Here is a 23,189-nt window from a genome sequence, read left to right as displayed (position 1 = left end):
GATGCAATACAATCTCACCAGGATCGACCCGGATGCTCCTAACGAGCAGTACCCCATCGGCGAACGGGAAACCGTTTCCGATCCGTTAGAAGACCAAGTCCACAAGAACATCTACATGGGCAAACTCGAAGACGTGCTGAGTGGCGCGGTCAACTGGGGACGTAAGAACTCCCTGTGGCCGTACAACTTCGGCCTTTCGTGCTGCTACGTGGAAATGACCACCGCCTTCACGGCGCCCCACGACATCGCGCGCTTTGGCGCCGAAGTTATCCGGGCATCACCGCGCCAGGCGGATTTCATGGTTATCGCCGGTACCTGCTTTATCAAGATGGCGCCGATCATTCAGCGTCTCTACGAGCAAATGCTCGAGCCAAAGTGGGTTATCTCCATGGGTTCGTGCGCCAACTCCGGTGGCATGTACGACATCTACTCCGTGGTTCAGGGGGTGGACAAGTTCCTGCCCGTGGACGTCTACGTGCCTGGCTGCCCGCCCCGCCCCGAAGCATTCCTGCAAGGCTTGATGCTGTTGCAGGAATCGATTGGCAAGGAGCGTCGCCCGCTTTCCTGGGTCGTCGGCGATCAAGGCGTGTACCGCGCCGAGATGCCGTCGCAAAAGGAACAGCGCCGCGAACAGCGAATCGCAGTCACCAACCTGCGCAGCCCAGACGAAGTCTGATCCAGCACCGCTTCTTTTATAGAACGAAAACCTGGCTTCATTCTTTACGTTGACCGAAAGCGATAAAAAACCATGACTACAGGCAGTGCTCGACGCATCCCGCCTTATAAGGCAGACGACCAGGATGTGGTCGTCGAACTCAATAACCGTTTTGGCCCTGACGCCTTCACCGCCCAGGCCACACGCACCGGCATGCCGGTGCTGTGGGTGGCGCGCGCCAGGCTCGTCGAAGTCCTGACCTTCCTGCGCAACCTGCCCAAGCCGTACGTCATGCTCTATGACCTGCATGGCGTGGACGAACGCCTGCGCACCAAGCGCCAGGGCCTGCCGAGCGGCGCCGATTTCACCGTGTTCTATCACCTGCTGTCGCTGGAACGTAACAGCGACGTGATGATCAAGGTCGCACTGTCCGAGAGCGACCTGAGCGTGCCGACCGTGACCGGTATCTGGCCGAACGCCAGCTGGTACGAGCGCGAAGTCTGGGACATGTTCGGTATCGACTTCCCGGGCCACCCGCACCTGACGCGCATCATGATGCCGCCAACGTGGGAAGGTCACCCGCTGCGCAAGGACTTCCCTGCCCGCGCCACCGAATTCGACCCGTTCAGCCTCAACCTCGCCAAGCAGCAGCTTGAAGAAGAGGCCGCGCGCTTCCGTCCGGAAGACTGGGGCATGAAGCGCTCCGGCACCAACGAGGACTACATGTTCCTCAACCTGGGCCCGAACCACCCTTCGGCCCACGGTGCCTTCCGCATCATCCTGCAACTGGACGGCGAAGAAATCGTCGACTGCGTGCCGGACATCGGCTACCACCACCGTGGTGCCGAGAAGATGGCCGAGCGTCAGTCGTGGCACAGCTTCATCCCGTACACCGACCGTATCGACTACCTCGGCGGCGTGATGAACAACCTGCCGTACGTGCTCTCGGTCGAGAAGCTGGCCGGCATCAAGGTTCCGGACCGCGTCGACACCATCCGCATCATGATGGCCGAGTTCTTCCGGATCACCAGCCACCTGCTGTTCCTGGGTACCTATATCCAGGACGTCGGCGCCATGACCCCGGTGTTCTTCACCTTCACCGACCGTCAGCGCGCCTACAAGGTCATCGAAGCCATCACCGGTTTCCGCCTGCACCCGGCCTGGTACCGTATCGGCGGCGTCGCCCACGACCTGCCGAATGGCTGGGAACGCCTGGTCAAGGAATTCATCGACTGGATGCCCAAGCGCCTGGACGAGTACCAGAAGGCTGCGTTGGATAACAGCATCCTCAAGGGCCGTACCATCGGCGTCGCTCAGTACAACACCAAAGAGGCCCTGGAATGGGGCGTCACCGGTGCCGGCCTGCGTTCCACCGGTTGCGATTTCGACCTGCGCAAGGCGCGTCCGTACTCGGGCTACGAAAACTTCGAGTTCGAAGTACCGCTGGCCGCCAATGGCGATGCCTACGACCGTTGCATCGTGCGCGTCGAAGAAATGCGCCAGAGCCTGAAGATCATCGAGCAGTGCATGCGCAACATGCCGGCCGGCCCGTACAAGGCGGATCACCCGCTGACCACGCCGCCGCCGAAAGAGCGCACGCTGCAGCACATCGAAACCCTGATCACGCACTTCCTGCAGGTTTCGTGGGGCCCGGTAATGCCGGCCAACGAATCCTTCCAGATGATCGAAGCGACCAAGGGTATCAACAGTTATTACCTGACGAGCGATGGCGGCACCATGAGCTACCGCACCCGGATTCGTACCCCAAGCTTCGCCCACTTGCAGCAGATCCCTTCGGTGATCAAAGGCGAGATGGTCGCGGACTTGATTGCGTACCTGGGTAGTATCGATTTCGTTATGGCCGACGTGGACCGCTAAGCATGAACAGCACGCTTATCCAGACAGACCGTTTCACCTTGAGTGAAACCGAGCGCTCGGCCATCGAGCACGAGCTGCATCACTACGAAGACCCGCGCGCGGCGTCGATCGAGGCCTTGAAGATCGTCCAGAAGGAACGTGGCTGGGTGCCGGACGGCGCCCTCTACGCCATCGGCGAGATCCTCGGCATCCCCGCCAGCGACGTTGAAGGCGTGGCGACGTTCTACAGCCAGATCTTCCGCCAGCCGGTCGGCCGCCACATCATTCGCGTGTGCGACAGCATGGTCTGCTACATCGGTGGCCACGAGTCGGTGGTCAGCGAGATCCAGGCCAAGCTGGGCATCGGCCTCGGCCAGACCACCCCGGACGGCCGCTTCACGCTGCTGCCGGTGTGCTGCCTGGGCAACTGCGACAAGGCGCCGGCGTTGATGATCGACGACGACACATTCGGTGACGTGCAGCCTGCTGGCGTGACCCAATTGCTCGAGGGCTACCCATGACCCTGACTTCCTTCGGCCCGGCCAACCTGATCAAGCGTTCGGCCGAGACCCACCCGCTGACCTGGCGCCTGCGTGACGACGGCGAGCCGGTATGGCTTGACGAGTACCAGGCCAAGAACGGCTACGCCGCTGCGCGCAAGGCCTTCGCCGACATGGCCCAGGACGACATCGTCCAGACCGTGAAGGACGCCGGCCTCAAGGGTCGCGGCGGTGCAGGCTTCCCCACGGGCGTGAAGTGGGGCCTGATGCCCAAAGACGAATCCATCAACATCCGCTACCTGCTGTGCAACGCGGATGAAATGGAACCCAACACCTGGAAAGACCGCATGCTGATGGAGCAACTGCCCCATCTGCTGATCGAAGGCATGCTGATCAGCGCCCGCGCGCTGAAAACCTACCGTGGCTACATCTTCCTGCGCGGCGAATACACCACCGCCGCCAAGCACCTCAACCGTGCAGTGGCAGAAGCCAAGGCCGCAGGCCTGCTGGGCAAGAACATCCTAGGTTCGGGTTTTGACTTCGAACTGTTCGTGCACACCGGCGCCGGGCGTTACATCTGCGGTGAAGAAACCGCACTGATCAACTCCCTCGAAGGCCGCCGCGCCAACCCGCGCTCCAAGCCGCCCTTCCCTGCCGCCGTGGGCGTGTGGGGCAAGCCGACCTGCGTGAACAACGTCGAGACCCTGTGCAACGTGCCGGCGATCATCGCCGACGGCGTGGACTGGTACAAATCGTTGGCCCGTGAAGGCAGTGAAGACATGGGCACCAAGCTCATGGGCTTCTCCGGCAAGGTCAAGAACCCTGGCCTGTGGGAACTGCCGTTCGGCGTGACCGCACGCGAGCTGTTCGAGGACTACGCCGGCGGCATGCGCGACGGCTACACCCTCAAGGCCTGGCAGCCAGGCGGCGCCGGCACCGGCTTCCTGCTCCCCGAGCACCTCGACGCACAAATGTATGCCGGCGGCATCGGCAAGGTGGGCACCCGGATGGGTACCGGCCTGGCGATGGCGGTGGACAACACCGTGAACATGGTCTCGCTGCTGCGCAACATGGAGCAGTTCTTTGCCCGTGAATCCTGCGGCTTCTGTACCCCATGCCGCGACGGCCTGCCGTGGAGCGTCAAGCTGCTGATGGCCCTGGAAAATGGCGAAGGCCGCGAGGGTGACATCGAGACCCTGCTGGGCCTGGTCGGTTTCCTCGGCCCAGGCAAGACCTTCTGTGCTCACGCACCGGGCGCCGTGGAGCCATTGGGCAGCGCAATCAAATACTTCCGCTCGGAGTTCGAAGCCGGCATCGCGCCCACCAGCGCCGCCGTCCCGCCTCTGGCAAGGCCGATCGTAGTCGGCGCGTAACGCTTAAACAGGCAAAGGGTCCGTGCCCTTCGCCTGCTCATGTGCTGACGCCGTGAAGGCTGTGTAGATGCACATGAATAACAAGATTCCATTAGCCACGCCCGCTGACAACGGGCCAACGAAGAACTTTGAACCATGGCCACTATCCACGTAGACGGCAAAGCGCTCGAAGTCGATGGGGCGGACAACCTGTTACAGGCGTGTCTGTCACTCGGCCTCGATATCCCGTATTTCTGCTGGCACCCCGCGCTTGGTAGCGTCGGTGCCTGTCGCCAGTGTGCGGTCAAGCAGTACACCGACGAAAACGACACCCGTGGTCGTATCGTCATGTCCTGCATGACCCCAGCCACCGACAACACCTGGATCTCCATCGACGATGAAGAATCCAAGGCGTTCCGCGCCAGCGTTGTCGAATGGCTGATGACCAACCACCCCCACGACTGCCCGGTCTGTGAGGAAGGCGGTCACTGCCACCTGCAAGACATGACGGTGATGACCGGCCACAACGAGCGCCGCTATCGCTTCACCAAGCGTACCCACCAGAACCAGCAGCTGGGCCCGTTCATTTCCCACGAAATGAACCGCTGCATCGCCTGCTACCGCTGCGTACGCTTCTATAAAGACTACGCCGGCGGCACCGACCTCGGCGTATTCGGCGCCCACGACAACGTGTACTTCGGTCGCGTTGAAGACGGCGTGCTCGAAAGCGAGTTCTCCGGCAACCTCACCGAGGTCTGCCCGACCGGTGTGTTCACCGACAAGACCCACTCCGAGCGCTACAACCGCAAGTGGGACATGCAGTTCTCGCCGAGCATCTGCCACGGCTGCTCGAGCGGTTGCAACATCTCCCCGGGCGAACGCTACGGCGAACTGCGTCGCATCGAAAACCGCTTCAACGGTTCGGTCAACCAGTACTTCCTGTGCGACCGTGGTCGTTTCGGCTATGGCTACGTCAACCGTGAAGACCGTCCACGCCAGCCACTGCTGGCCGATGGCGCCAAGCTGAGCCTGGACGCGGCGCTGGACAAAGCCGCCGACCTGCTGCGCGGCCGCAACATCGTCGGTATCGGCTCGCCCCGCGCCAGCCTCGAAAGCAACTACGCGTTGCGTGAGCTGGTGGGTGCCGAGCACTTCTACTCCGGTATCGAAGCCGGTGAGCTGGAGCGCATCCGCCTGGTCATGCAGGTGCTGAACGACAGCCCGCTGCCGGTGCCGAACATGCGTGACATCGAAGACCACGATGCCATCTTCGTGCTCGGTGAAGACCTGACCCAGACCGCCGCGCGTATCGCGCTGTCCCTGCGCCAGTCGGTCAAAGGCAAGGCCGAAGACATGGCCGACGCCATGCGCGTCCAGCCTTGGCTCGACGCTGCGGTGAAAAACATCGGCCAGCACGCGCTGAACCCGCTGTTTATCGCCAGCCTGGCGGAAACCAAGCTCGACGACATCGCCGAAGAATGCGTCCACGCCGCACCGGACGACCTGGCCCGCATCGGTTTCGCCGTGGCCCACGCCCTCGATGCCAGCGCGCCGGCAGTCGAAGGCCTGGACACTGAAGCCGTCGAACTGGCCCAGCGCATTGCCGACGCCCTGCTGGCAGCCAAGCGTCCATTGATCATTGCCGGTACCTCGCTGGGTTCCAAGGCCTTGATCGAAGCCGCCGCCAACATCGCCAAGGCCTTGAAGCTGCGCGACAAGAACGGTTCCATCAGCCTGGTGGTGCCGGAAGCCAACAGCCTCGGCCTGGCCATGCTCGGTGGCGAGTCCCTGGACGCCGCCCTGCAAACCGTGATCGACGGCACTGCCGATGCGATCGTGGTGCTGGAAAACGACCTGTACACCCGCACCGACGCCGCCAAGGTTGACGCTGCGCTGAACGCCGCCAAGGTCCTGATCGTCGCCGACCACCAGAAGACCGCCACCAGCGAGCGTGCCGACCTGGTACTGCCAGCCGCTACCTTCGCCGAAGGCGACGGCACCCTGGTCAGCCAGGAAGGCCGTGCCCAGCGCTTCTTCCAGGTGTTCGATCCGAAGTACATGGACGCCAGCATCCTGGTTCACGAAGGCTGGCGCTGGCTGCATGCCCTGCGCGCGACCCTGCTGAACCAGCCGATCGACTGGACCCAGCTCGACCACGTCACCGCCGCAGCCGCCGCGAGCGCGCCGCAGCTGGCGCGTATCGTCGACGCCGCACCGTCCGCCGCGTTCCGCATCAAGGGCATGAAGCTCGCCCGTGAGCCGCTGCGTTACTCCGGTCGTACCGCCATGCGCGCCGACATCAGCGTGCACGAGCCACGTACCCCGCAAGACAACGACACCGCGTTTGCCTTCTCCATGGAAGGTTATTCGGGTTCGGTCGAGCCACGTCAGCAAGTGCCGTTTGCCTGGTCGCCGGGCTGGAACTCGCCACAGGCCTGGAACAAGTTCCAGGACGAAGTCGGTGGTCACATCCGCGCCGGCGACCCGGGCACCCGCCTGATCGAAACCCAGGGCGACGCGCTGAACTGGTTCGCTGCGGTCCCGCGTCCGTTCAACCCGGCCCAGGGCACCTGGCAGGTCGTGCCGTTCTTCCACCTGTTCGGCAGCGAAGAGACCTCTTCCAAGGCCGCGCCGGTACAAGAGCGCATTCCCGAGGCCTACGTGTCCGTGGCCAAGTCCGAAGCCGACCGCCTGGGCGTCAACGACGGAGCCTTGCTCAGCGTGACCGTGGCCGGCCAGACCCTGCGTCTGCCGCTGCGTATCAACGAAGAGCTGGGTGCCGGCCTGGTTGCCCTGCCTAAAGGCCTTGCCGGCATCCCGACGGCGATCTTCGGCAAAACCGTTGACGGTCTGCAGGAGGCAGCGCAATGACCTGGTTCACCCCTGAAGTGATCGACGTGATCATCTCGGTCGTCAAGGCCATCGTGATCCTGTTGGCCGTGGTCGTCGCGGGCGCCCTGCTCAGCTTCGTCGAACGTCGCCTGCTGGGCTGGTGGCAGGACCGTTACGGTCCGAACCGCGTTGGCCCGTTCGGTATGTTCCAGATCGCCGCCGACATGCTGAAGATGTTCTTCAAGGAAGACTGGACCCCGCCGTTTGCCGACAAGGTGATTTTCACCCTGGCACCGGTCGTGGCCATGAGCGCCTTGCTGATCGCCTTCGCGATCATCCCGATCACCCCGACCTGGGGCGTGGCGGACCTGAACATCGGCTTGCTGTTCTTCTTCGCCATGGCCGGCCTGTCGGTCTACGCGGTGCTGTTCGCCGGCTGGTCGAGCAACAACAAGTTCGCCCTGCTGGGCAGCCTGCGGGCCTCGGCCCAGACCGTGTCCTACGAAGTGTTCATGGGCCTCGCGCTGATGGGCATCGTGGTGCAGGTCGGCTCGTTCAACATGCGCGACATCGTCGAGTACCAGGCGCAGAACCTGTGGTTCATCATTCCGCAGTTCTTCGGCTTCTGTACCTTCTTCATCGCCGGCGTCGCCGTGACTCACCGTCACCCGTTCGACCAGCCGGAAGCGGAACAGGAACTGGCTGACGGTTACCACATTGAATACGCCGGCATGAAATGGGGCATGTTCTTCGTCGGTGAATACATCGGCATCATCTTGATCTCGGCCCTGCTGGTCACGCTGTTCTTCGGCGGCTGGCACGGTCCGTTCGGCATCCTGCCGCAGCTGGCGTTCTTCTGGTTCTTCCTGAAGACCGCGTTCTTCATCATGCTGTTTATCCTGCTGCGCGCTTCCATTCCGCGTCCACGATATGACCAGGTGATGGATTTCAGCTGGCGTTTCTGCCTGCCGCTGACCCTGATCAATTTGCTGGTGACTGCTGCCGTTGTGTTGTTGAACACGCCAGCGGGCGCGGTTCAGTGAGGATTTGACCCATGTTCAAATATATTGGCGACATCGTTAAGGGTACCGGTACCCAGTTGCGAAGCCTGGTGATGGTGTTCGGTCACGGCTTCCGTAAACGCGACACCCTGCAATACCCGGAAGAAGCGGTGTACCTGCCGCCGCGCTATCGCGGCCGCATCGTGCTGACCCGCGACCCCGATGGCGAAGAGCGTTGCGTAGCCTGCAACCTGTGCGCCGTGGCGTGCCCGGTGGGTTGCATCTCCCTGCAGAAAGCTGAAACCGAAGACGGTCGCTGGTACCCGGACTTCTTCCGCATCAACTTCTCGCGCTGCATTTTCTGCGGCCTCTGCGAGGAAGCTTGCCCGACCACCGCGATCCAGCTCACACCGGATTTCGAGATGGCCGAGTTCAAACGTCAGGACCTGGTGTACGAGAAAGAAGATCTGCTGATCTCTGGTCCCGGTAAAAACCCTGATTACAACTTCTATCGTGTTGCAGGTATGGCCGTTGCCGGTAAGCCGAAAGGCGCCGCACAAAACGAAGCCGAGCCGATCAACGTGAAGAGCTTGCTGCCTTAAGGAAGAAAGATGGAATTCGCTTTCTATTTCGCATCGGGTATCGCGGTTGTGTCCACGCTTCGCGTGATCACCAACACCAACCCCGTGCACGCCCTGCTCTACCTGATCATTTCGCTGATCGCCGTGGCCATGACCTTCTTCAGCCTCGGCGCACCGTTCGCCGGTGTGCTGGAAGTGATCGCCTACGCCGGCGCCATCATGGTGCTGTTCGTGTTTGTGGTGATGATGCTCAACCTCGGGCCGGCCTCGGTCGCCCAGGAACGCGTCTGGCTCAAGCCCGGCATCTGGCTCGGCCCGGTTGTCCTCGCAGCGCTGCTGCTGGGTGAACTGCTGTATGTGCTGTTCGCTCACCAGAGCGGCCAGGCCATCGGCCATACCACCGTGGACGCGAAAGCCGTGGGCATCAGCCTGTTCGGCCCGTACCTGCTGGTGGTCGAACTGGCGTCGATGCTGCTGCTCGCCGCAGCCATCACTGCCTTCCACTTGGGCCGCAACGAAGCCAAGGAGCAATGACGATGCCTGCTATCCCTTTGGAGCATGGTCTGGCGGTCGCCGGCATCCTGTTCTGCCTTGGCCTGGTCGGCCTGATGGTTCGCCGTAACATTCTGTTCGTGTTGATGAGCCTGGAAATCATGATGAACGCTGCGGCACTGGCGTTCATCGTTGCAGGTGCACGTTGGGGCCAGCCGGATGGACAAGTCATGTTCATCCTGGTGATCAGCCTGGCAGCCGCCGAGGCCAGTATCGGCCTGGCGATCCTGCTGCAACTGTATCGTCGCTTCCACACGCTTGATATCGACGCTGCCAGTGAGATGCGCGGATGAACATGATCTTTCTGACTTTCGTATTTCCCCTGATCGGTTTCCTGCTGCTGTCGTTCTCTCGCGGACGCTGGTCGGAAAACCTTTCGGCCCTGATCGGTGTGGGCTCCATTGGCCTGTCGGCCATCGTTGCCGCCTACGTCATCTGGCAATTCAACGTGGCACCGCCGGAAGGCGGCCACTACACCCTGGTGCTGTGGCAGTGGATGTCGGTGGAAGGCTTCAAGCCCAACTTCGCCCTCTACGTCGATGGCCTGTCGATCACCATGCTTGGCGTGGTGGTGGGCGTGGGCTTCCTGATCCACCTGTTCGCGTCCTGGTACATGCGCGGTGAAGCGGGCTACTCGCGCTTCTTCTCGTACACCAACCTGTTTATCGCCAGCATGCTGTTCCTGGTGCTCGGCGATAACCTGTTGTTCCTGTACTTCGGCTGGGAGGGCGTGGGCCTGTGCTCGTACCTGTTGATCGGTTTCTACTACAGCAACCGCAACAACGGTAACGCGGCACTCAAGGCGTTTATCGTCACCCGTATCGGCGACGTGTTCATGGCCATCGGCCTGTTCATCCTGTTCCAACAGGTGGGCACGCTGAACATCCAGGAACTGCTGGTGCTGGCACCGCAGAAATTCCAGGTCGGCGACTTCTGGATCACCCTGGCGACCCTGATGCTGCTGGGCGGCGCCGTGGGTAAATCCGCGCAACTGCCGCTGCAGACCTGGCTGGCGGATGCCATGGCCGGTCCTACCCCGGTGTCGGCACTGATCCACGCCGCAACCATGGTTACCGCCGGTGTCTACCTGATCGCCCGTACCCACGGCCTGTTCACCCTGGCGCCGGACATCCTGCACCTGGTGGGCATCGTCGGCGGCGTGACCCTGGTACTGGCCGGCTTCGCCGCGCTGGTGCAGACCGACATCAAGCGGATCCTCGCCTACTCGACCATGAGCCAGATTGGCTACATGTTCCTGGCCCTGGGCGTCGGCGCCTGGGACGCGGCGATCTTCCACCTGATGACCCACGCCTTCTTCAAGGCCCTGCTGTTCCTGGCCTCCGGTGCGGTGATCGTGGCCTGCCACCACGAGCAGAACATCTTCAAGATGGGCGGCCTGTGGAAGAAACTGCCACTGGCCTACGCCAGCTTCATCGTCGGTGGTGCCGCCCTGGCCGCCCTGCCGCTGGTGACCGCCGGTTTCTACTCCAAGGACGAAATCCTCTGGGAAGCCTTTGCCAGCGGTAACCAGAACCTGCTGTACGCAGGCCTGGTGGGTGCGTTCATGACCTCGCTGTACACCTTCCGCCTGATCTTCATCACCTTCCACGGTGAAGCCAAGACCGAAGCCCACGCAGGCCATGGCATCTCCCACTGGCTGCCACTGTCGGTGCTGATCATCCTGTCGACCTTCATCGGCGCGCTGATCACCCCGCCACTGGCCGGTGTACTGCCGGAAAGCGCCGGCCATGCCGGCGGCGCCGCCAAGCACAGTCTGGAAATCGCCTCGGGCGCCATTGCCATCGCCGGCATCCTGCTGGCGGCCCTGCTGTTCCTCGGCAAGCGTCGCTTCGTGACCGCCGTGGCCAACAGTGGCATCGGCCGTTTCCTCTCGGCCTGGTGGTTCGCCGCCTGGGGCTTCGACTGGCTCTACGACAAACTGTTCGTCAAGCCCTACCTGGCCATCAGTCATGTACTGCGTAAAGACCCGCTCGACCAGACCATCGGTTTGATCCCGCGCGCGGCCAAAGGCGGTCACACCGCCCTGAGCCGTACCGAGACCGGCCAGTTGCGTTGGTATGCGGCTTCCATGGCTGCTGGTGCCGTGCTGGTGATCGGCGCCATCGTTGTGGTAGCGGTCTGATATGAACTTTGCGAACTTGCGAAAGGAAACGAGCCCGTCATGATTCTGCCCTGGCTAATCCTGATCCCCTTTATCGGCGGCCTGCTCTGCTGGATGGGTGAACGCTTCGGCGCCACCCTCCCCCGCTGGATTGCGTTGCTGACCATGTCCCTGGAACTCGCACTCGGCCTCTGGCTGTGGGCCCATGGCGACTATTCATTCGCTCCGGCACCGGGTGTCGATCCAACGTTCGCGCTTGAATTCAAGCACGTGTGGATCCAGCGCTTCGGCATCAACGTGCACCTGGCCCTCGACGGCCTGTCGCTGTTGATGATCCTGCTGACCGGCCTGCTGGGTATCCTCTCGGTACTCTGCTCCTGGAAAGAGATCCAGCGTCACGTGGGCTTCTTCCACCTGAACCTGATGTGGATCCTGGGCGGCGTTGTCGGCGTGTTCCTCGCCCTCGACCTGTTCATGTTCTTCTTCTTCTGGGAGATGATGCTGGTGCCGATGTACTTCCTCATCGCGCTCTGGGGTCACAGTTCTTCGGACGGCAAGAAAACCCGGATCTACGCGGCGACCAAGTTCTTCATCTTCACCCAGGCTTCCGGCCTGATCATGTTGGTGGCGATCCTGGGCCTGGTACTGGTCAACTTCAACTCGACTGGCGTGATTACCTTCAACTACGCCGACCTGTTGAAAACCAAGATGTCCCTGACCACCGAGTACATCCTGATGCTGGGCTTCTTCATCGCCTTCGCGGTGAAGCTGCCGGTGGTGCCGTTCCACTCCTGGCTGCCTGACGCTCACGCCCAGGCGCCGACCGCAGGCTCCGTGGACCTGGCCGGTATCCTGCTGAAGACGGCGGCCTACGGCCTGCTGCGTTTCGCCCTGCCGCTGTTCCCGAACGCCTCGGCCGAGTTCGCGCCGATTGCCATGACCCTCGGCCTGATCGGGATCTTCTACGGTGCGTTCCTGGCATTCGCGCAAACCGACATCAAGCGTCTGATTGCCTTCTCGTCCGTTTCCCACATGGGCTTCGTACTGATCGGCATCTACTCCGGCAGCCAGCTGGCGTTGCAAGGTGCGGTGATCCAGATGTTGGCCCACGGTGTCTCGGCCGCGGCACTGTTTATCCTGAGTGGCCAGTTGTACGAGCGCCTGCACACCCGTGACATGCGCGAGATGGGCGGCGTGTGGTCGCGCATTGCGTACCTGCCGGCGATCAGCCTGTTCTTCGCCGCCGCTTCCCTGGGCTTGCCGGGTACCGGTAACTTCATCGGCGAGTTCCTGATCCTGATGGGTGCCTTCGTGCAAACACCGTGGATCAGCGCCATTGCTACCTCCGGCCTGGTATTCGGTTCGGTCTACTCGCTGATCATGATCCACCGCGCCTACTTCGGCCCGGCCAAGTCCGACGCCGTCCTGAAAGGGATGGATGCTCGCGAACTGATCATGGTGCTCGGCCTTGCGGTATTGCTGATCTACATCGGCGTGTACCCGCAACCGTTCCTGGACACTTCTGCCGCGACGATGCATGGCGTGCAGCAGTGGTTCGGCACCGCCTTCTCTCAACTCGCTTCGGCCCGGTAAGAGCGCTATGGAATTCACGATCCAACACTTTATCGCGCTTGCGCCGCTGCTGATCACCAGCCTCACCATCGTGGTGGTGATGCTGGCGATCGCCTGGCGCCGCAATCACTCACAAACGTTCCTGCTGTCCTGCGCCGGTTTGAACCTGGCCTTGCTGTCGATTATCCCGGCACTCAAGGTCGCGCCACTGGCGGTGACCCCGCTGATGATGGTCGATGATTTCGCGCTGCTGTATATCGCGCTGATCCTCGTCGCCACCCTCGCCTGCGTCACCCTCGCCCACGCCTACCTCGGCGAAGGCGGCACCGGCTACCCGGGCAACCGCGAAGAGCTGTACCTGCTGATCCTGCTGGCTGCGGCCGGCGGTATCGTGCTGGTCAGCGCGCAGCACCTGGCCGGCTTGTTCATCGGCCTGGAACTGCTGTCGATCCCGACCTACGGCCTGGTGGCCTACGCCTTCTTCAACAAGCGTTCCCTGGAAGCCGGCATCAAGTACATGGTGCTGTCGGCCGCCGGTTCCGCGTTCCTGTTGTTCGGTATGGCCCTGCTCTACGCCGAAGCCGGCAGCCTGAGCTTCACCGGTATCGGTCACGCCCTGGCCGCCACCAACAGCCCCGCGCCGATTGCCCAACTGGGCCTGGCGATGATGCTGATCGGCCTGGCGTTCAAGCTGTCGCTGGTGCCGTTCCACCTGTGGACCCCGGACGTGTACGAAGGCGCCCCGGCGCCGGTGGCGGCGTTCCTGGCGACCGCGTCCAAGGTCGCTGTGTTTGCGGTGATGGTGCGTCTGTTCCAGATCTCGCCTGCCGCCAACACCGGCGTGCTGAGCAACGTGTTGACCGTGATCGCCATCGCGTCGATCCTGTTCGGCAACCTGCTGGCGCTGACCCAGAACAACCTCAAGCGTCTGCTGGGTTACTCGTCCATCGCCCACTTCGGCTACCTGTTGATCGCCCTGGTGGCGAGCAAAGGCCTGGCCGTGGAAGCCATCGGCGTGTACCTGGTCACCTACGTGATCACCAGCCTCGGCGCGTTCGGCGTGATCACCCTGATGTCCTCGCCTTACAAGGGCCGTGACGCCGACGCCCTGTACGAATACCGCGGCCTGTTCTGGCGCCGTCCGTACCTGACCGCCGTACTCACCGTGATGATGCTGTCCCTGGCCGGTATCCCGCTGACCGCGGGCTTTATCGGCAAGTTCTACATCGTCGCGACCGGTGTCGAAGCCCACGAGTGGTGGCTGGTTGCGTCCCTGGTGCTGGGCAGTGCCATCGGCGTGTTCTACTACCTGCGCGTGATGGTCACCCTGTACCTGATCGAGCCAAACCTGCGCCGTGTGGATGCTGAGCTGCACTGGGAACAGAAAGCCGGTGGCGTGATGCTGCTGGCTATCGCCCTGCTCGCCTTCTTCCTCGGCGTGTACCCACAACCGTTGCTGACCCTGGTGCAGCACGCGGTGCTGGGGGTTTGATCCCTTAGCGGTATGCGAATCAACAGAAACGGCGCCCCAGGGCGCCGTTTTTGCGTTCTGGGCTGACCTGCAACAGCCCAAAAAAACGCCCCGAATGTTCGGGGCGTTTTACATTGCAACCGCGTCAGAACGCGATACCTAGCTTGACCCCGTACTCATCCCGCTTGAGCCGAGTGTTATCGGCCACTTCGGAATCACCGTCGAGCTTGTATTCGGTGCGGGTGTAGTAAAGGCCCGCCATCACCGGCAGGTCGCCCTTCTGGTTCATCAGCAGGCTGACTTCCGCATACGGGTTAGTGCGGTCCTTGAGGTCTACGGTGTCGCTGCCCACGCCGTCCACCTTGAGCTTGGTACGACCATCAATGGTGCGACGCGCACCGGCTTCGAAACGCAGCGTCATGTCATCGAACTGATGGTTGTAGCCCAGGGCTGCCTTGGCGAACGGCGACTTGTTGGTGAGTTCCATGTCGTAGTCGTTCGAGTCCAGCTCATAGCGGGTCCAGCTGTAACCGCCGCCAACGATCACGTCGACGAAGTTGCGCGCATCCAGCGCGGCACGCCAGCCGAGATCCAGGTCGGCCTGGCCTTCCTTGAGTTTGTTATCACTCTTTTTACCGTACTTGGCTTCCACACCTGCCTGGTAGATAAAGCCCGACTCGGCGGTGAGCTTGTTGCCGAAGTTGTAGAAAAGACCGGCTTCGGGCATGTGGTCCTTATCACTTTCACTACCGCCTTCGAGCTTGAAGTCGTTGTAGCTGCCCAGAATCCCAAAGGTAGAAATCGGGTCAGTGGACGGTGCGGCGAACGCCACTGCTGGCGCGGCGACCAGCGCCAGCAGTGAGGAATGCTTGAGGAGGTTTGCGAATAGTTTGGACATCGTTTACATCTCCTTGTCTGGTGGGCAAATTATTCAGGAAACGCTTCGAACCCAGGCTGGCACCAAAGGTTCGAAAAAATTTGCCCCCACTTGGAGGTAAAACGGTTCAGCGATGGCTCTAGATCAATATTCCTGGCGTGCAGCCATTACCAAGCCCTCAAGGGTTGAATCAAGCTGAGGGTGAACCGGCACGCGAATCCCAAAGGTAGTGCCCAGTACGTCCAGCAGCTCGTCGGCGCTCTGGATCACACGCTTGTCACTCGGCCGATCCAGGTAGTGAATCCCATAGTGGGCGTTGTTCAAGGTGTGGCGTTCGCCCGCTGCCAGGCGTGCGACTTTCAATTGGCCCAGGAACGGCGAACCTGGATGGGTCGAGACGTACCAGTTACCAATTTCGTAGTCGATGTCTGCCTGCACTTGCAGGTCGAACACATACAAGCCACGCCACTCCCCCGCGACCTCGGCCCACAACGTGTAGCTGCCCTCCTGCTCATTGAGTGTCAGGCGATACGGCTCATGGGCCGTGGCCTGCACGGCCTGCGTGTCCAACTGCAACGGACTGCTGGGCACCATGCCACCAAAGCCGACGTCGGTGATGTAGCGCACGCCGTCCAGGGTCACCAGGCTCAGGCGATGGGTGCGCGCCGTACGTGCGTCCGGCGGACCACCCATCACAACCCGCCCGGTAATGCCGCGCGCCTCGAACCCCAGTTCCTGCAACAGCGCCAGGAACATCTGGTTCAACTCATAGCAATACCCACCCCGCCCATCGAACAGGACTTTCTGCTCGACGCTGGGCAAGTCGATCGGCACCGGCAGGCGCAGCAGGGTCGACAGGCTTTCGAAGGCGAAGGTGCACACATGACGCAGTTGCAAATCCCGCAGGGTCTGCAGGGTGGGCGGTGGTGGCGAGTCGTAACCCAAGCGTTGCAGGTACAGGCGGCTGTGGTTCAGGAGGGTCATGGCGCGATCCTTGGGCGCGGGAGGAATGCGTCACTATGCCGCGCAAGCATGCAGATTGTCATTTTGAGTGAACCTTTTTAAACCGTTCCCTATCCATCTATAACAAGACAGGGAGGCAACATGAGTACCGCAAAAATCTACACCATCCACTACCAACTGCACGGTCAACCGAAGTCCTTTGTGGTGCGTGCCGAAGTGATGAACAACGCCGAGGCCTGGCACTGGGCAGCCGTTGACGCTGACATTGCGCATGTGAGCCGTATCGGCCGGGTCGGCCATGAGCAAGTGAAAAAAACCACGCGCCCGTGGGCCGAGAAGTACGGCATTACCGACGTCACCTGGATGCCGCCCAGATAAACAAAAAGCCCCGCTCATTGGCGGGGCCCAGCTCATTTCTTCAAGTCGCCCAACGGATCGTAGGGCGGCTTTTTTTTCCCGTCGTCCTTGGCCTTTTTATCCAGAGGGGCGATGGCCGGACCGATGGGATCAACCTGCGGATCAGCCACATCGGGCGAGTCCGGATCAAATCCCAGCTCATCCTTGCCGCTGGCGTGTTCATTGGAGGGCGGTCCATCCGAGCGCTTGTTCATCATGGTCTCCTGTTATAGCGGGCGAGCTTTGTCGTGGAGGTTTTCCAGGTCGTCTTCGACGTGCTCCACATCATCCTGGGCGTCACGCTCTTTCGGGTCATTGGGGCGCAAGGCATCGTTGTCGCGCTCCTCTTCACCGGGCGTGCGGTCAGGGTCGGGGGTTCCGGGCGGTGGCTGCTTGTATTCGGGCATGGTGGTTGACCTCAAAGGGACTACACCGGTTTAGAGAAACTGCCCCAGATCATGGTTCAACTTGATTGCCCCACCACTGACCGCTGACCATGAGAAGATGCCTTCCCCCTACCCGCCCTGGAGACCTGGACCGGATGTTCGAGCTCAAACCCTGCGACCCCGTCACCTACCGCCAACAGACGCGCCGCAGCACGCTGATCGTGGCCGTGCTGTTCGTGGCCCTGGCCATGCTGCTGTCGAGCCTGGCGGTGATGCTGTTCGGCGAACCCGGCGGTGACAACTTCCGCTTTAATGTCGGTGGCGTATTCGCCGGGGTGTTGATAACGGTCGCCCTGCTGCGCGGCCCGTTCCGCACCCAACCGTGGCTGGCACCGGCCGTGTATGGCTGGCAGCTCAAGCGCACCCTGATGCGCGTGACCAACGTGATGCACACCGTCACCGAGCGTGTGCAGGCGAATGATCCGACGGCCATGAAGATACTGCGTTTCTATCACCTGGGGCTGACGCAGATGCACGCCCTGGACGCCAACTCCAGTGCCCAGGCGCAGTTGGTCGGTGAAATGGACGCGCATAAGAACACGATGCTGGCACTGGGGATCGACACCGAACAAACCCGCTTTGATCCCGCCTGGCTGGAAGGATTGAAACGCACGTAAGTCAGTCTGCTGCCACACGGGTGCGCCAGCAGAACAACGCACTCACCGCAATCGCCGCACCCGCCACGCCAAACACCAGGGGTGCCGAGGCCACCGGCAACAGCAGGCCTGCCAGCAGTGGCCCGAGGCCCGCACCGATGTCACGCCATACCGCATTCGACGCCAGGGCCGACACCCGCAGCGAACCGGGGTTGCGCTCGGCGACCAGGGTGGTCACCAGGGGCAGTTGCAACGCGCGCAGCACCAACACCGCCGCCGCGCCGACAATCACCCAATAGCTGCCGAACGCCGTCAAGGCCAAGGCACTCAGGAACGAAAACAGCAACAACATCGAGGTCGCGCCAAAGCGCTGGGCGGCGTGACCTCCCAGGGGGCTCAGGAGCATTTCCGAGACATAACGCAGGGCCATCAAGCCGCCGGCGATCAGCACCGCATTACCGCCGAGCAGCTTCTGCGCCTGGATCGACAGGCCGAAAATAAACAGTCCGTCCAGCGCCACGCCTTCGATAAACGACCACAGCGCCACGCTGTCGGGCCACTTGAAACGGCGCCCCGGGGTGCTGTGCAAATCATGCCCGGCGCTGGGCAGGCCGCGCGCCATCCACAGCCCCACCAGGCAACAGCCGGCGAGGATCACAAAGATCGGACGCGGCCCGGCCCACAGCGTCAGCCAGCCACCGAACGGCAACGCCAGCATCGGCCCCCAGGCGATCAGGGCCCGCGAACGCCCGGCCCGGCGCGCGGCGCCCTCCGGTTCGGAGGTGGCCAATACCTGAGTCGACAGGTTCAACGCGGCGAAACACAAGCCCCACACCAGCCGCAGTCCCAACAATGCGGCAAAGCCCGACAGCACCGAATTGCCCAAGGCACATAGGGTGGCGGCGCCGGCGGCGATCATGCAGGTCAGACGATCACCGTTGCGCGCGTAGAAATTCAGTACATGGCGGTAACCGAAAATCCGCACCAGCCGGTTGGCCGCCAGCAATACACCGGCCTGGGCGAGCGTGATGCCAAAGGCCTGGGACTCCATGGGCAACAGCAGATAGAGCAACACGTCACTGGGCAGGCATAAGGCCAGGGTCAACGCAGCGCGGCGGGAATGGGTATCGGCAGTGCGGAGGGCCAGGCTGGACATAAATCTGAAACATCCCGAAATATTCAGGTCGCCACGGTAGCCCTCCCACCGCAGGTTTTACAACGGCTTTTTCCCGTAGGGCAGCAAACGCAGGCCACTGGCCACGGCGCCCACCAGCGCAAACACGCAACCCAGCCACAGCGCATACAGTGGGCCATTGCCCAGGGACAGGTGGAAACACAGCGCCACCAACGACGCCCCCAGCGTCTGCCCCAGCAACCGCGAAATCGCCACGATGCCGCTGGCCCCACCGCTGCGCGCCAACGGCGCACTGGTCATCAGCGCCTTGAGGTTGGGCGACTGGAAGAACCCGAACCCGGCACCGCACAGCGCCATGCGCCAGCCGATATCGAAGGCCGATGCGCCGTGGCCCAAGGTCGCCAACGCGGCCATCCCCACGCTCAACATCAACAGCCCGATACCGCACAGCAGGCCCAGGGACACACGGTCAGCCAGGCGCCCGGCGACCAACGCCATCACCGCCACGACCGCCGGCCACGGTGTCATCAGGAACCCGGTTTCCACCTGGCTATGCCCCAGCACCGCCTGCAACAGAAAGGGCAGCGACACAAAGGCCAGGCCCTGGGCGCTGAAGGCGCAGATCGCCGTCAAGGAAGACAAGGCAAACACCGGCCGCTTGAACAGATCCAACGCCAGCATCGGCGCCGGGTGACCGGCCTGTCGGCGCAGCAGCAACGCGCCACACAGCAGCGCCACCGCAATCAAGCCCAGGGTCAACGCCCCCTGCGCACCATGTACCGCCGTGCCCAGCCCCAGCACCAGCAAGGCGAACAACCCGGCACACAGTGCAGCCGCGAGGCGGTCGAAGGCATGCCCGGCCATCGGCAGGGTCGGCAATGAACGCAGGCCCAATCCCAGGGCCAACAGCCCCAACGGCACATTGATCAGGTACAGCCAGTGCCAGGTCGCCACCGACAGAATCGCCGACGCCGCCGTGGGCCCCAGGGTAAACGCCAGCCCCACCACCAGCGAGTTATAGCCCAGGCCACGCCCGAGCATTTTTGACGGGTAGATATGCCGCAGCAACGCCGTATTGACGCTCATGATCGCCGCCGCCCCCAGCCCCTGCACCACACGGGCGGCGGTCAGGCTGACCAGCGAGCCGGCCAGCCCGCAAAACAGCGACGAGACGATAAACAGCAGCAACCCGCCGAGATACACGCGGCGGTGCCCGAGCACATCGCTGAGGGACGCAAACGGCAGAACCGTGGCGATAATCGCCAACTGGTAGGCATTGACCACCCAGATCACCGAGGCGGAATCGGTGCCAATCCCTTCGGCCAGGGTCGGCAACGCCGTGTTGACGATGGCCGTGTCCAGGGTCGCCATGCCGATCCCCAGGGAGATCGCGATCACGGCCGGCAGGCGTTTATTGAGGGGCAGCCCATCGGCAATAGAAGACATGAACAATCCGCACAGTGGCAAAGGTGTCTAGATTAAGGGCAGCCGGGGATTTTTTCAGTGGGGGATTGCGTGGCTGTCCGAATTTTCATGTTCAGCCACGCGCCACAGGTAAAGGCGATCAGCCTGCCAGTGCACTCAGGTCCAGGCGCCCACCGAGGGTCGGCGGACACCAGTAGTAACCACCGGTCAACGGCGTGCTGATGCGATACAGGCCATCGACAATCCCGTCCTCCAACCCGCTCATGCGGCGCAGTTGGGCTTCGAACGCATCGAAGGAATGGCCGAATGCGAGGAACATCAACCCGGCCTGGCCATTTTCAGCCCAGGGCATGGAGCGGCGCACCACGAAGGCTTCCGGGGTGAAGCTTTCCTGGGCGGTACGTTTGGTGTGGGCGGATTCGGGAGCGTCTTCCAGCTCTTCGTTGTCGCCATGGCGGCGGCCGATGATGTGGTCGCGCTCCTGGGCGGGCAACGCGGCGAAGCCATCGAGGTCGTGCTGCCATTGCTGGATCGCGGCGAAGCTGGCACCGCTGTCGGTCAGGGCGGCTTCAACGGCAGCGTCGTCGTGGGGGTTTTCGGTGCCGTCTTCGTAGTCGGTGAGGTCGAAGCCGGTCTTGTAGCGGAAGCCTTCGATCGACTGCACCAGGCGAAACGCCGGGGCCAGGGCCTTCTCGAAAGCGCGACTGCGCAGCAGCAACTCACCGCGATCGACGCCATGCAGCCACACCCACAGTGCCTGCTGGGTGGACGGGTTGTGCGCACCCGGTGCGCTCACGGCAGGAAAGCTGCGCAAACCATCAATCGTTGCACCCAGCGCGTTGACCAGCGGCTCGCCAAATCCGACCACTGCCGCCGAATCGGCCAACTGCACCAGCGCGTCCAGCGCAGCGGGCACGGCTGCCAGGGTGTCCACGGCAAAAAACAGATGGCGTGCCTGCAAAGGCACCGGTGCGGCAAGAATGCCCGGCTGGTACTGACTCATGTGAACTCCTTCAAGAAAGGCGCGCAGTCTACTATCTCGAAGAGCAGGCGACACGCCCCGGTGTGTAGTGCAACGCGCACAAGCCTTGCCATAGAGCCCTGTGTTGGGTGACTCTCTCGTCATGTTTTGCAACTATTTCAGGGGTAGTGCCATGACCACCAGCAACCTGCTCGCCCAGCTGTTTCCCACCAGCGTCGCCGATATTCCCGAGCAATACCGCCTGGCGGCGCCCATCGAACAGCGTGACTACCTGGTGGATGGCCAGTTGCAGGTGTGGAACGGCCCCTTGGCCCAGGTGCAGAGCCCGGTGCAATTGGGCGACCGCCGCGTGGTGATCGGCAGCACGCCGTTGCTGGACGCCGACACCGCCCTCACCGCCCTCGATGCCGCCGTGCGCGCTTATGATCGTGGCCAGGGTGAATGGCCGACGATGCGCGTGGTGGAGCGTATCCAGCACGTCGAGGCGTTTTTGCGACGTATGCGCGAACAGCGCGACGCAGTGGTCACCCTGCTGATGTGGGAGATCGGTAAGAACCTCAAGGACTCGCAGAAAGAATTCGACCGCACCTGCGACTACATCACCGACACCATCAATGCCCTCAAGGAACTCGACCGCCGCAGCAGCCGCTTCGAGCTGGAACAGGACACCCTCGGGCAAATCCGCCGCGTGCCCCTGGGCGTGGCGCTGTGCATGGGCCCCTACAACTACCCGCTCAACGAGACGTTTACCACGCTGATCCCGGCGCTGATCATGGGCAATACCGTGGTGTTCAAGCCGGCCAAACTCGGTGTGCTGCTGATCCGTCCGTTGCTGGAAGCCTTCCGCGACAGCTTCCCGGCCGGGGTGATCAACGTGATCTACGGCAGCGGCCGCGAAACCGTCAGTGCGTTGATGGCCAGCGGCAAGATCGACATCTTTGCCTTTATCGGCACCAACAAGGCCGCCAGCGACTTGAAAAAGCTGCACCCCAAGCCGCACCGCCTGCGTGCGGCCCTGGGCCTGGATGCGAAAAACCCCGGCATCGTGCTGCCCGAGGTGGACCTGGACAACGCCGTCAGCGAGGCTGTCACCGGTTCGCTGTCCTTCAACGGCCAGCGTTGCACCGCGTTGAAAATCCTGTTTGTGCATGAAGACGTGGTCGACAGCTTCATCGAGAAATTCAACCGCAAGCTGGAGACCCTCAAGCCCGGCATGCCCTGGGAAGACGGGGTTTCACTGACACCGCTGCCGGAAGTCGGCAAGGTGGATTACCTCAACGACCTGGTGGCCGATGCCCAACAACACGGCGCCCACGTGGTGAATGCCAATGGCGGTACCCATCGTGGTTCGTTCTTCTATCCGGCGGTGCTGTACCCGGTGACCCCGCAGATGCGCGTGTACCACGAGGAACAATTCGGCCCGGTGGTGCCCATCGTGCCCTACCGCGATCTGGAGACGGTGATCGAGTACGTACTCGACTCGGACTTCGGCCAGCAATTGAGTATTTTCGGCACCAACGCCGTGGAAGTCGGACGCCTGGTGGACACCTTCGCCAACCAGGTCGGCCGCATCAATATCAACGCCCAATGCCAGCGCGGCCCGGACACTTTCCCGTTCAACGGGCGCAAGAACTCGGCCGAAGGCACGCTGTCGGTACATGATGCGCTGCGCGTGTTTTCGATCCGCACCCTGGTGGCGACCAAGTTCCAGGACAGCAACAAGGCGCTGGTCAGCGATATCCTGCGTAACCGTGACTCAAGCTTCCTGACCACCGACTATATCTTCTAAGCACAATGCCGATCGCAATGTGGGAGGGGACCGCCCCCTCCCACATTTGGATTGTGTACATATCCAAAACCGAGGCCACTTTAAT

22 protein-coding genes are annotated in these 23,189 nt (G+C 62.3%); 15 read left to right on the top strand and 7 right to left on the bottom strand.

All coding sequences use genetic code 11. The annotated features are described in order from the left end of the window. The first annotated feature begins 1 nt into the window (after position 1). From BFQ01_RS23240 to nuoN, 12 genes are all read left to right on the top strand, one after another. On the top strand, positions 2 to 676 hold the full coding sequence (locus tag BFQ01_RS23240; protein ID WP_003174719.1) for a NuoB/complex I 20 kDa subunit family protein: 675 nt from the start codon (positions 2 to 4) through the stop codon (positions 674 to 676). Positions 677 to 748: 72 nt separating this feature from the next. Next, positions 749 to 2,533, top strand: coding sequence for an NADH-quinone oxidoreductase subunit C/D (gene nuoC, locus BFQ01_RS23235; RefSeq protein ID WP_065927064.1), 1,785 nt, complete (start codon positions 749 to 751; stop codon positions 2,531 to 2,533). 2 nt (positions 2,534 to 2,535) lie between these two features. Then, on the top strand, positions 2,536 to 3,033 hold the full coding sequence (gene nuoE / locus BFQ01_RS23230; RefSeq protein ID WP_010566874.1) for an NADH-quinone oxidoreductase subunit NuoE: 498 nt from the start codon (positions 2,536 to 2,538) through the stop codon (positions 3,031 to 3,033). Continuing rightward, on the top strand, positions 3,030 to 4,385 hold the full coding sequence (nuoF, locus tag BFQ01_RS23225; protein ID WP_027606325.1) for an NADH-quinone oxidoreductase subunit NuoF: 1,356 nt from the start codon (positions 3,030 to 3,032) through the stop codon (positions 4,383 to 4,385). The genes nuoE and nuoF overlap by 4 nt, the downstream gene beginning before the upstream one ends. Positions 4,386 to 4,520: 135 nt before the next feature. Then, positions 4,521 to 7,235 carry an NADH-quinone oxidoreductase subunit NuoG gene (nuoG, locus tag BFQ01_RS23220; RefSeq protein ID WP_065927063.1) on the top strand — a complete coding sequence of 905 codons (2,715 nt, stop codon included), beginning with the start codon at positions 4,521 to 4,523 and terminating at the stop codon, positions 7,233 to 7,235. Next, positions 7,232 to 8,239, top strand: a complete 1,008-nt coding sequence (nuoH, locus tag BFQ01_RS23215; protein ID WP_017137518.1) for an NADH-quinone oxidoreductase subunit NuoH — start codon at positions 7,232 to 7,234, stop codon at positions 8,237 to 8,239. The genes nuoG and nuoH overlap by 4 nt, the downstream gene beginning before the upstream one ends. A gap of 11 nt (positions 8,240 to 8,250) precedes the next feature. Next, the gene (nuoI, locus tag BFQ01_RS23210) at positions 8,251 to 8,799 is read left to right on the top strand and encodes an NADH-quinone oxidoreductase subunit NuoI (RefSeq protein ID WP_003174725.1); all 549 of its coding nucleotides are present in this window, start codon (positions 8,251 to 8,253) and stop codon (positions 8,797 to 8,799) included. Between the two features lie 9 nt (positions 8,800 to 8,808). Then, complete coding sequence (nuoJ, locus tag BFQ01_RS23205) at positions 8,809 to 9,312, top strand: NADH-quinone oxidoreductase subunit J (protein WP_003174726.1); 504 nt, start codon at positions 8,809 to 8,811, stop codon at positions 9,310 to 9,312. A 2-nt stretch (positions 9,313 to 9,314) separates the two neighbouring features. Further along, a complete protein-coding gene (gene nuoK, locus BFQ01_RS23200; RefSeq protein WP_003174727.1) occupies positions 9,315 to 9,623 on the top strand; it encodes an NADH-quinone oxidoreductase subunit NuoK in 309 nt (102 codons plus the stop codon). After that, positions 9,620 to 11,473, top strand: a complete 1,854-nt coding sequence (gene nuoL / locus BFQ01_RS23195) for an NADH-quinone oxidoreductase subunit L (RefSeq protein WP_065927062.1) — start codon at positions 9,620 to 9,622, stop codon at positions 11,471 to 11,473. The genes nuoK and nuoL overlap by 4 nt, the downstream gene beginning before the upstream one ends. Positions 11,474 to 11,512: 39 nt before the next feature. Continuing rightward, positions 11,513 to 13,045, top strand: coding sequence for an NADH-quinone oxidoreductase subunit M (gene nuoM, locus BFQ01_RS23190; RefSeq protein ID WP_048728604.1), 1,533 nt, complete (start codon positions 11,513 to 11,515; stop codon positions 13,043 to 13,045). 7 nt (positions 13,046 to 13,052) lie between these two features. Next, on the top strand, positions 13,053 to 14,516 hold the full coding sequence (gene nuoN, locus BFQ01_RS23185) for an NADH-quinone oxidoreductase subunit NuoN (RefSeq protein WP_003174731.1): 1,464 nt from the start codon (positions 13,053 to 13,055) through the stop codon (positions 14,514 to 14,516). Positions 14,517 to 14,640: 124 nt separating this feature from the next. Here nuoN and BFQ01_RS23180 read toward each other — a convergent pair whose 3' ends face one another. Both BFQ01_RS23180 and BFQ01_RS23175 read right to left on the bottom strand, forming a co-directional pair. Continuing rightward, positions 14,641 to 15,393: an outer membrane beta-barrel protein gene (locus BFQ01_RS23180; RefSeq protein WP_065927061.1), complete on the bottom strand. Its 753-nt coding sequence runs from the start codon at positions 15,391 to 15,393 to the stop codon at positions 14,641 to 14,643. 123 nt (positions 15,394 to 15,516) lie between these two features. Next, on the bottom strand, positions 15,517 to 16,356 hold the full coding sequence (locus tag BFQ01_RS23175) for an arylamine N-acetyltransferase family protein (protein ID WP_065927060.1): 840 nt from the start codon (positions 16,354 to 16,356) through the stop codon (positions 15,517 to 15,519). A gap of 120 nt (positions 16,357 to 16,476) precedes the next feature. Between BFQ01_RS23175 and BFQ01_RS23170 the strand changes: the two genes are divergently transcribed. Next, positions 16,477 to 16,713, top strand: coding sequence for a DUF6555 family protein (locus BFQ01_RS23170; protein ID WP_027606320.1), 237 nt, complete (start codon positions 16,477 to 16,479; stop codon positions 16,711 to 16,713). 32 nt (positions 16,714 to 16,745) lie between these two features. On the opposite strand, the gene BFQ01_RS23165 is transcribed toward BFQ01_RS23170, so the two are convergent. Together BFQ01_RS23165 and BFQ01_RS23160 are read right to left on the bottom strand one after the other, a co-directional pair. After that, positions 16,746 to 16,946: a DUF6021 family protein gene (locus BFQ01_RS23165; RefSeq protein WP_027606319.1), complete on the bottom strand. Its 201-nt coding sequence runs from the start codon at positions 16,944 to 16,946 to the stop codon at positions 16,746 to 16,748. 12 nt (positions 16,947 to 16,958) lie between these two features. Further along, complete coding sequence (locus BFQ01_RS23160) at positions 16,959 to 17,138, bottom strand: hypothetical protein (protein ID WP_065927059.1); 180 nt, start codon at positions 17,136 to 17,138, stop codon at positions 16,959 to 16,961. 134 nt (positions 17,139 to 17,272) lie between these two features. Here BFQ01_RS23160 and BFQ01_RS23155 point away from each other — a divergent pair, with 134 nt between their 5' ends. After that, positions 17,273 to 17,794: a DUF3087 domain-containing protein gene (locus BFQ01_RS23155; RefSeq protein ID WP_065927058.1), complete on the top strand. Its 522-nt coding sequence runs from the start codon at positions 17,273 to 17,275 to the stop codon at positions 17,792 to 17,794. Between the two features lies 1 nt (position 17,795). On the opposite strand, the gene BFQ01_RS23150 is transcribed toward BFQ01_RS23155, so the two are convergent. The 3 genes from BFQ01_RS23150 to BFQ01_RS23140 all read right to left on the bottom strand — a co-directional run bounded on the left by BFQ01_RS23150 (position 17,796) and on the right by BFQ01_RS23140 (position 21,336). Beyond that, entirely contained in the window at positions 17,796 to 18,929 is a 1,134-nt protein-coding gene (locus tag BFQ01_RS23150; protein ID WP_065927057.1) for an MFS transporter, read from the bottom strand. Between the two features lie 57 nt (positions 18,930 to 18,986). After that, on the bottom strand, positions 18,987 to 20,354 hold the full coding sequence (locus tag BFQ01_RS23145; RefSeq protein ID WP_065927056.1) for an MFS transporter: 1,368 nt from the start codon (positions 20,352 to 20,354) through the stop codon (positions 18,987 to 18,989). Positions 20,355 to 20,472: 118 nt separating this feature from the next. Further along, a complete protein-coding gene (locus BFQ01_RS23140; protein ID WP_065927055.1) occupies positions 20,473 to 21,336 on the bottom strand; it encodes a Dyp-type peroxidase in 864 nt (287 codons plus the stop codon). A 151-nt stretch (positions 21,337 to 21,487) separates the two neighbouring features. Between BFQ01_RS23140 and BFQ01_RS23135 the strand changes: the two genes are divergently transcribed. Beyond that, positions 21,488 to 23,104: an NADP-dependent glyceraldehyde-3-phosphate dehydrogenase gene (locus BFQ01_RS23135; protein ID WP_065927054.1), complete on the top strand. Its 1,617-nt coding sequence runs from the start codon at positions 21,488 to 21,490 to the stop codon at positions 23,102 to 23,104. Positions 23,105 to 23,189: the final 85 nt, after the last annotated feature.

The organism is Pseudomonas sp. 8 R 14 (assembly GCF_900005955.1).
Lineage (GTDB): Bacteria > Pseudomonadota > Gammaproteobacteria > Pseudomonadales > Pseudomonadaceae > Aquipseudomonas > Aquipseudomonas marginalis.
The sequence above is the reverse complement of the archived record's forward strand: the minus strand, read 5'-3'. Positions and strand labels throughout refer to the sequence as shown.

Bases quoted from the DNA above. Each gene is read 5' to 3' on its own strand.
- nuoI (WP_003174725.1), top strand. From the start codon at position 8,251: ATGTTCAAATATATTGGCGACATCGTTAAGGGTACCGGTACCCAGTTG.
- BFQ01_RS23135 (WP_065927054.1), top strand. From the start codon at position 21,488: ATGACCACCAGCAACCTGCTCGCCCAGCTGTTTCCCACCAGCGTCGCC.
- nuoF (WP_027606325.1), top strand. From the start codon at position 3,030: ATGACCCTGACTTCCTTCGGCCCGGCCAACCTGATCAAGCGTTCGGCC.
- BFQ01_RS23155 (WP_065927058.1), top strand. From the start codon at position 17,273: ATGTTCGAGCTCAAACCCTGCGACCCCGTCACCTACCGCCAACAGACG.
- BFQ01_RS23165 (WP_027606319.1), bottom strand. From the start codon at position 16,946: ATGAACAAGCGCTCGGATGGACCGCCCTCCAATGAACACGCCAGCGGC.
- nuoG (WP_065927063.1), top strand. From the start codon at position 4,521: ATGGCCACTATCCACGTAGACGGCAAAGCGCTCGAAGTCGATGGGGCG.
- nuoH (WP_017137518.1), top strand. From the start codon at position 7,232: ATGACCTGGTTCACCCCTGAAGTGATCGACGTGATCATCTCGGTCGTC.
- nuoC (WP_065927064.1), top strand. From the start codon at position 749: ATGACTACAGGCAGTGCTCGACGCATCCCGCCTTATAAGGCAGACGAC.
- nuoM (WP_048728604.1), top strand. From the start codon at position 11,513: ATGATTCTGCCCTGGCTAATCCTGATCCCCTTTATCGGCGGCCTGCTC.
- BFQ01_RS23175 (WP_065927060.1), bottom strand. From the start codon at position 16,356: ATGACCCTCCTGAACCACAGCCGCCTGTACCTGCAACGCTTGGGTTAC.
- BFQ01_RS23170 (WP_027606320.1), top strand. From the start codon at position 16,477: ATGAGTACCGCAAAAATCTACACCATCCACTACCAACTGCACGGTCAA.
- nuoE (WP_010566874.1), top strand. From the start codon at position 2,536: ATGAACAGCACGCTTATCCAGACAGACCGTTTCACCTTGAGTGAAACC.
- BFQ01_RS23160 (WP_065927059.1), bottom strand. From the start codon at position 17,138: ATGCCCGAATACAAGCAGCCACCGCCCGGAACCCCCGACCCTGACCGC.
- BFQ01_RS23150 (WP_065927057.1), bottom strand. From the start codon at position 18,929: ATGTCCAGCCTGGCCCTCCGCACTGCCGATACCCATTCCCGCCGCGCT.
- BFQ01_RS23145 (WP_065927056.1), bottom strand. From the start codon at position 20,354: ATGTCTTCTATTGCCGATGGGCTGCCCCTCAATAAACGCCTGCCGGCC.
- nuoN (WP_003174731.1), top strand. From the start codon at position 13,053: ATGGAATTCACGATCCAACACTTTATCGCGCTTGCGCCGCTGCTGATC.
- nuoL (WP_065927062.1), top strand. From the start codon at position 9,620: ATGAACATGATCTTTCTGACTTTCGTATTTCCCCTGATCGGTTTCCTG.
- BFQ01_RS23140 (WP_065927055.1), bottom strand. From the start codon at position 21,336: ATGAGTCAGTACCAGCCGGGCATTCTTGCCGCACCGGTGCCTTTGCAG.
- BFQ01_RS23180 (WP_065927061.1), bottom strand. From the start codon at position 15,393: ATGTCCAAACTATTCGCAAACCTCCTCAAGCATTCCTCACTGCTGGCG.
- nuoK (WP_003174727.1), top strand. From the start codon at position 9,315: ATGCCTGCTATCCCTTTGGAGCATGGTCTGGCGGTCGCCGGCATCCTG.
- nuoJ (WP_003174726.1), top strand. From the start codon at position 8,809: ATGGAATTCGCTTTCTATTTCGCATCGGGTATCGCGGTTGTGTCCACG.
- BFQ01_RS23240 (WP_003174719.1), top strand. From the start codon at position 2: ATGCAATACAATCTCACCAGGATCGACCCGGATGCTCCTAACGAGCAG.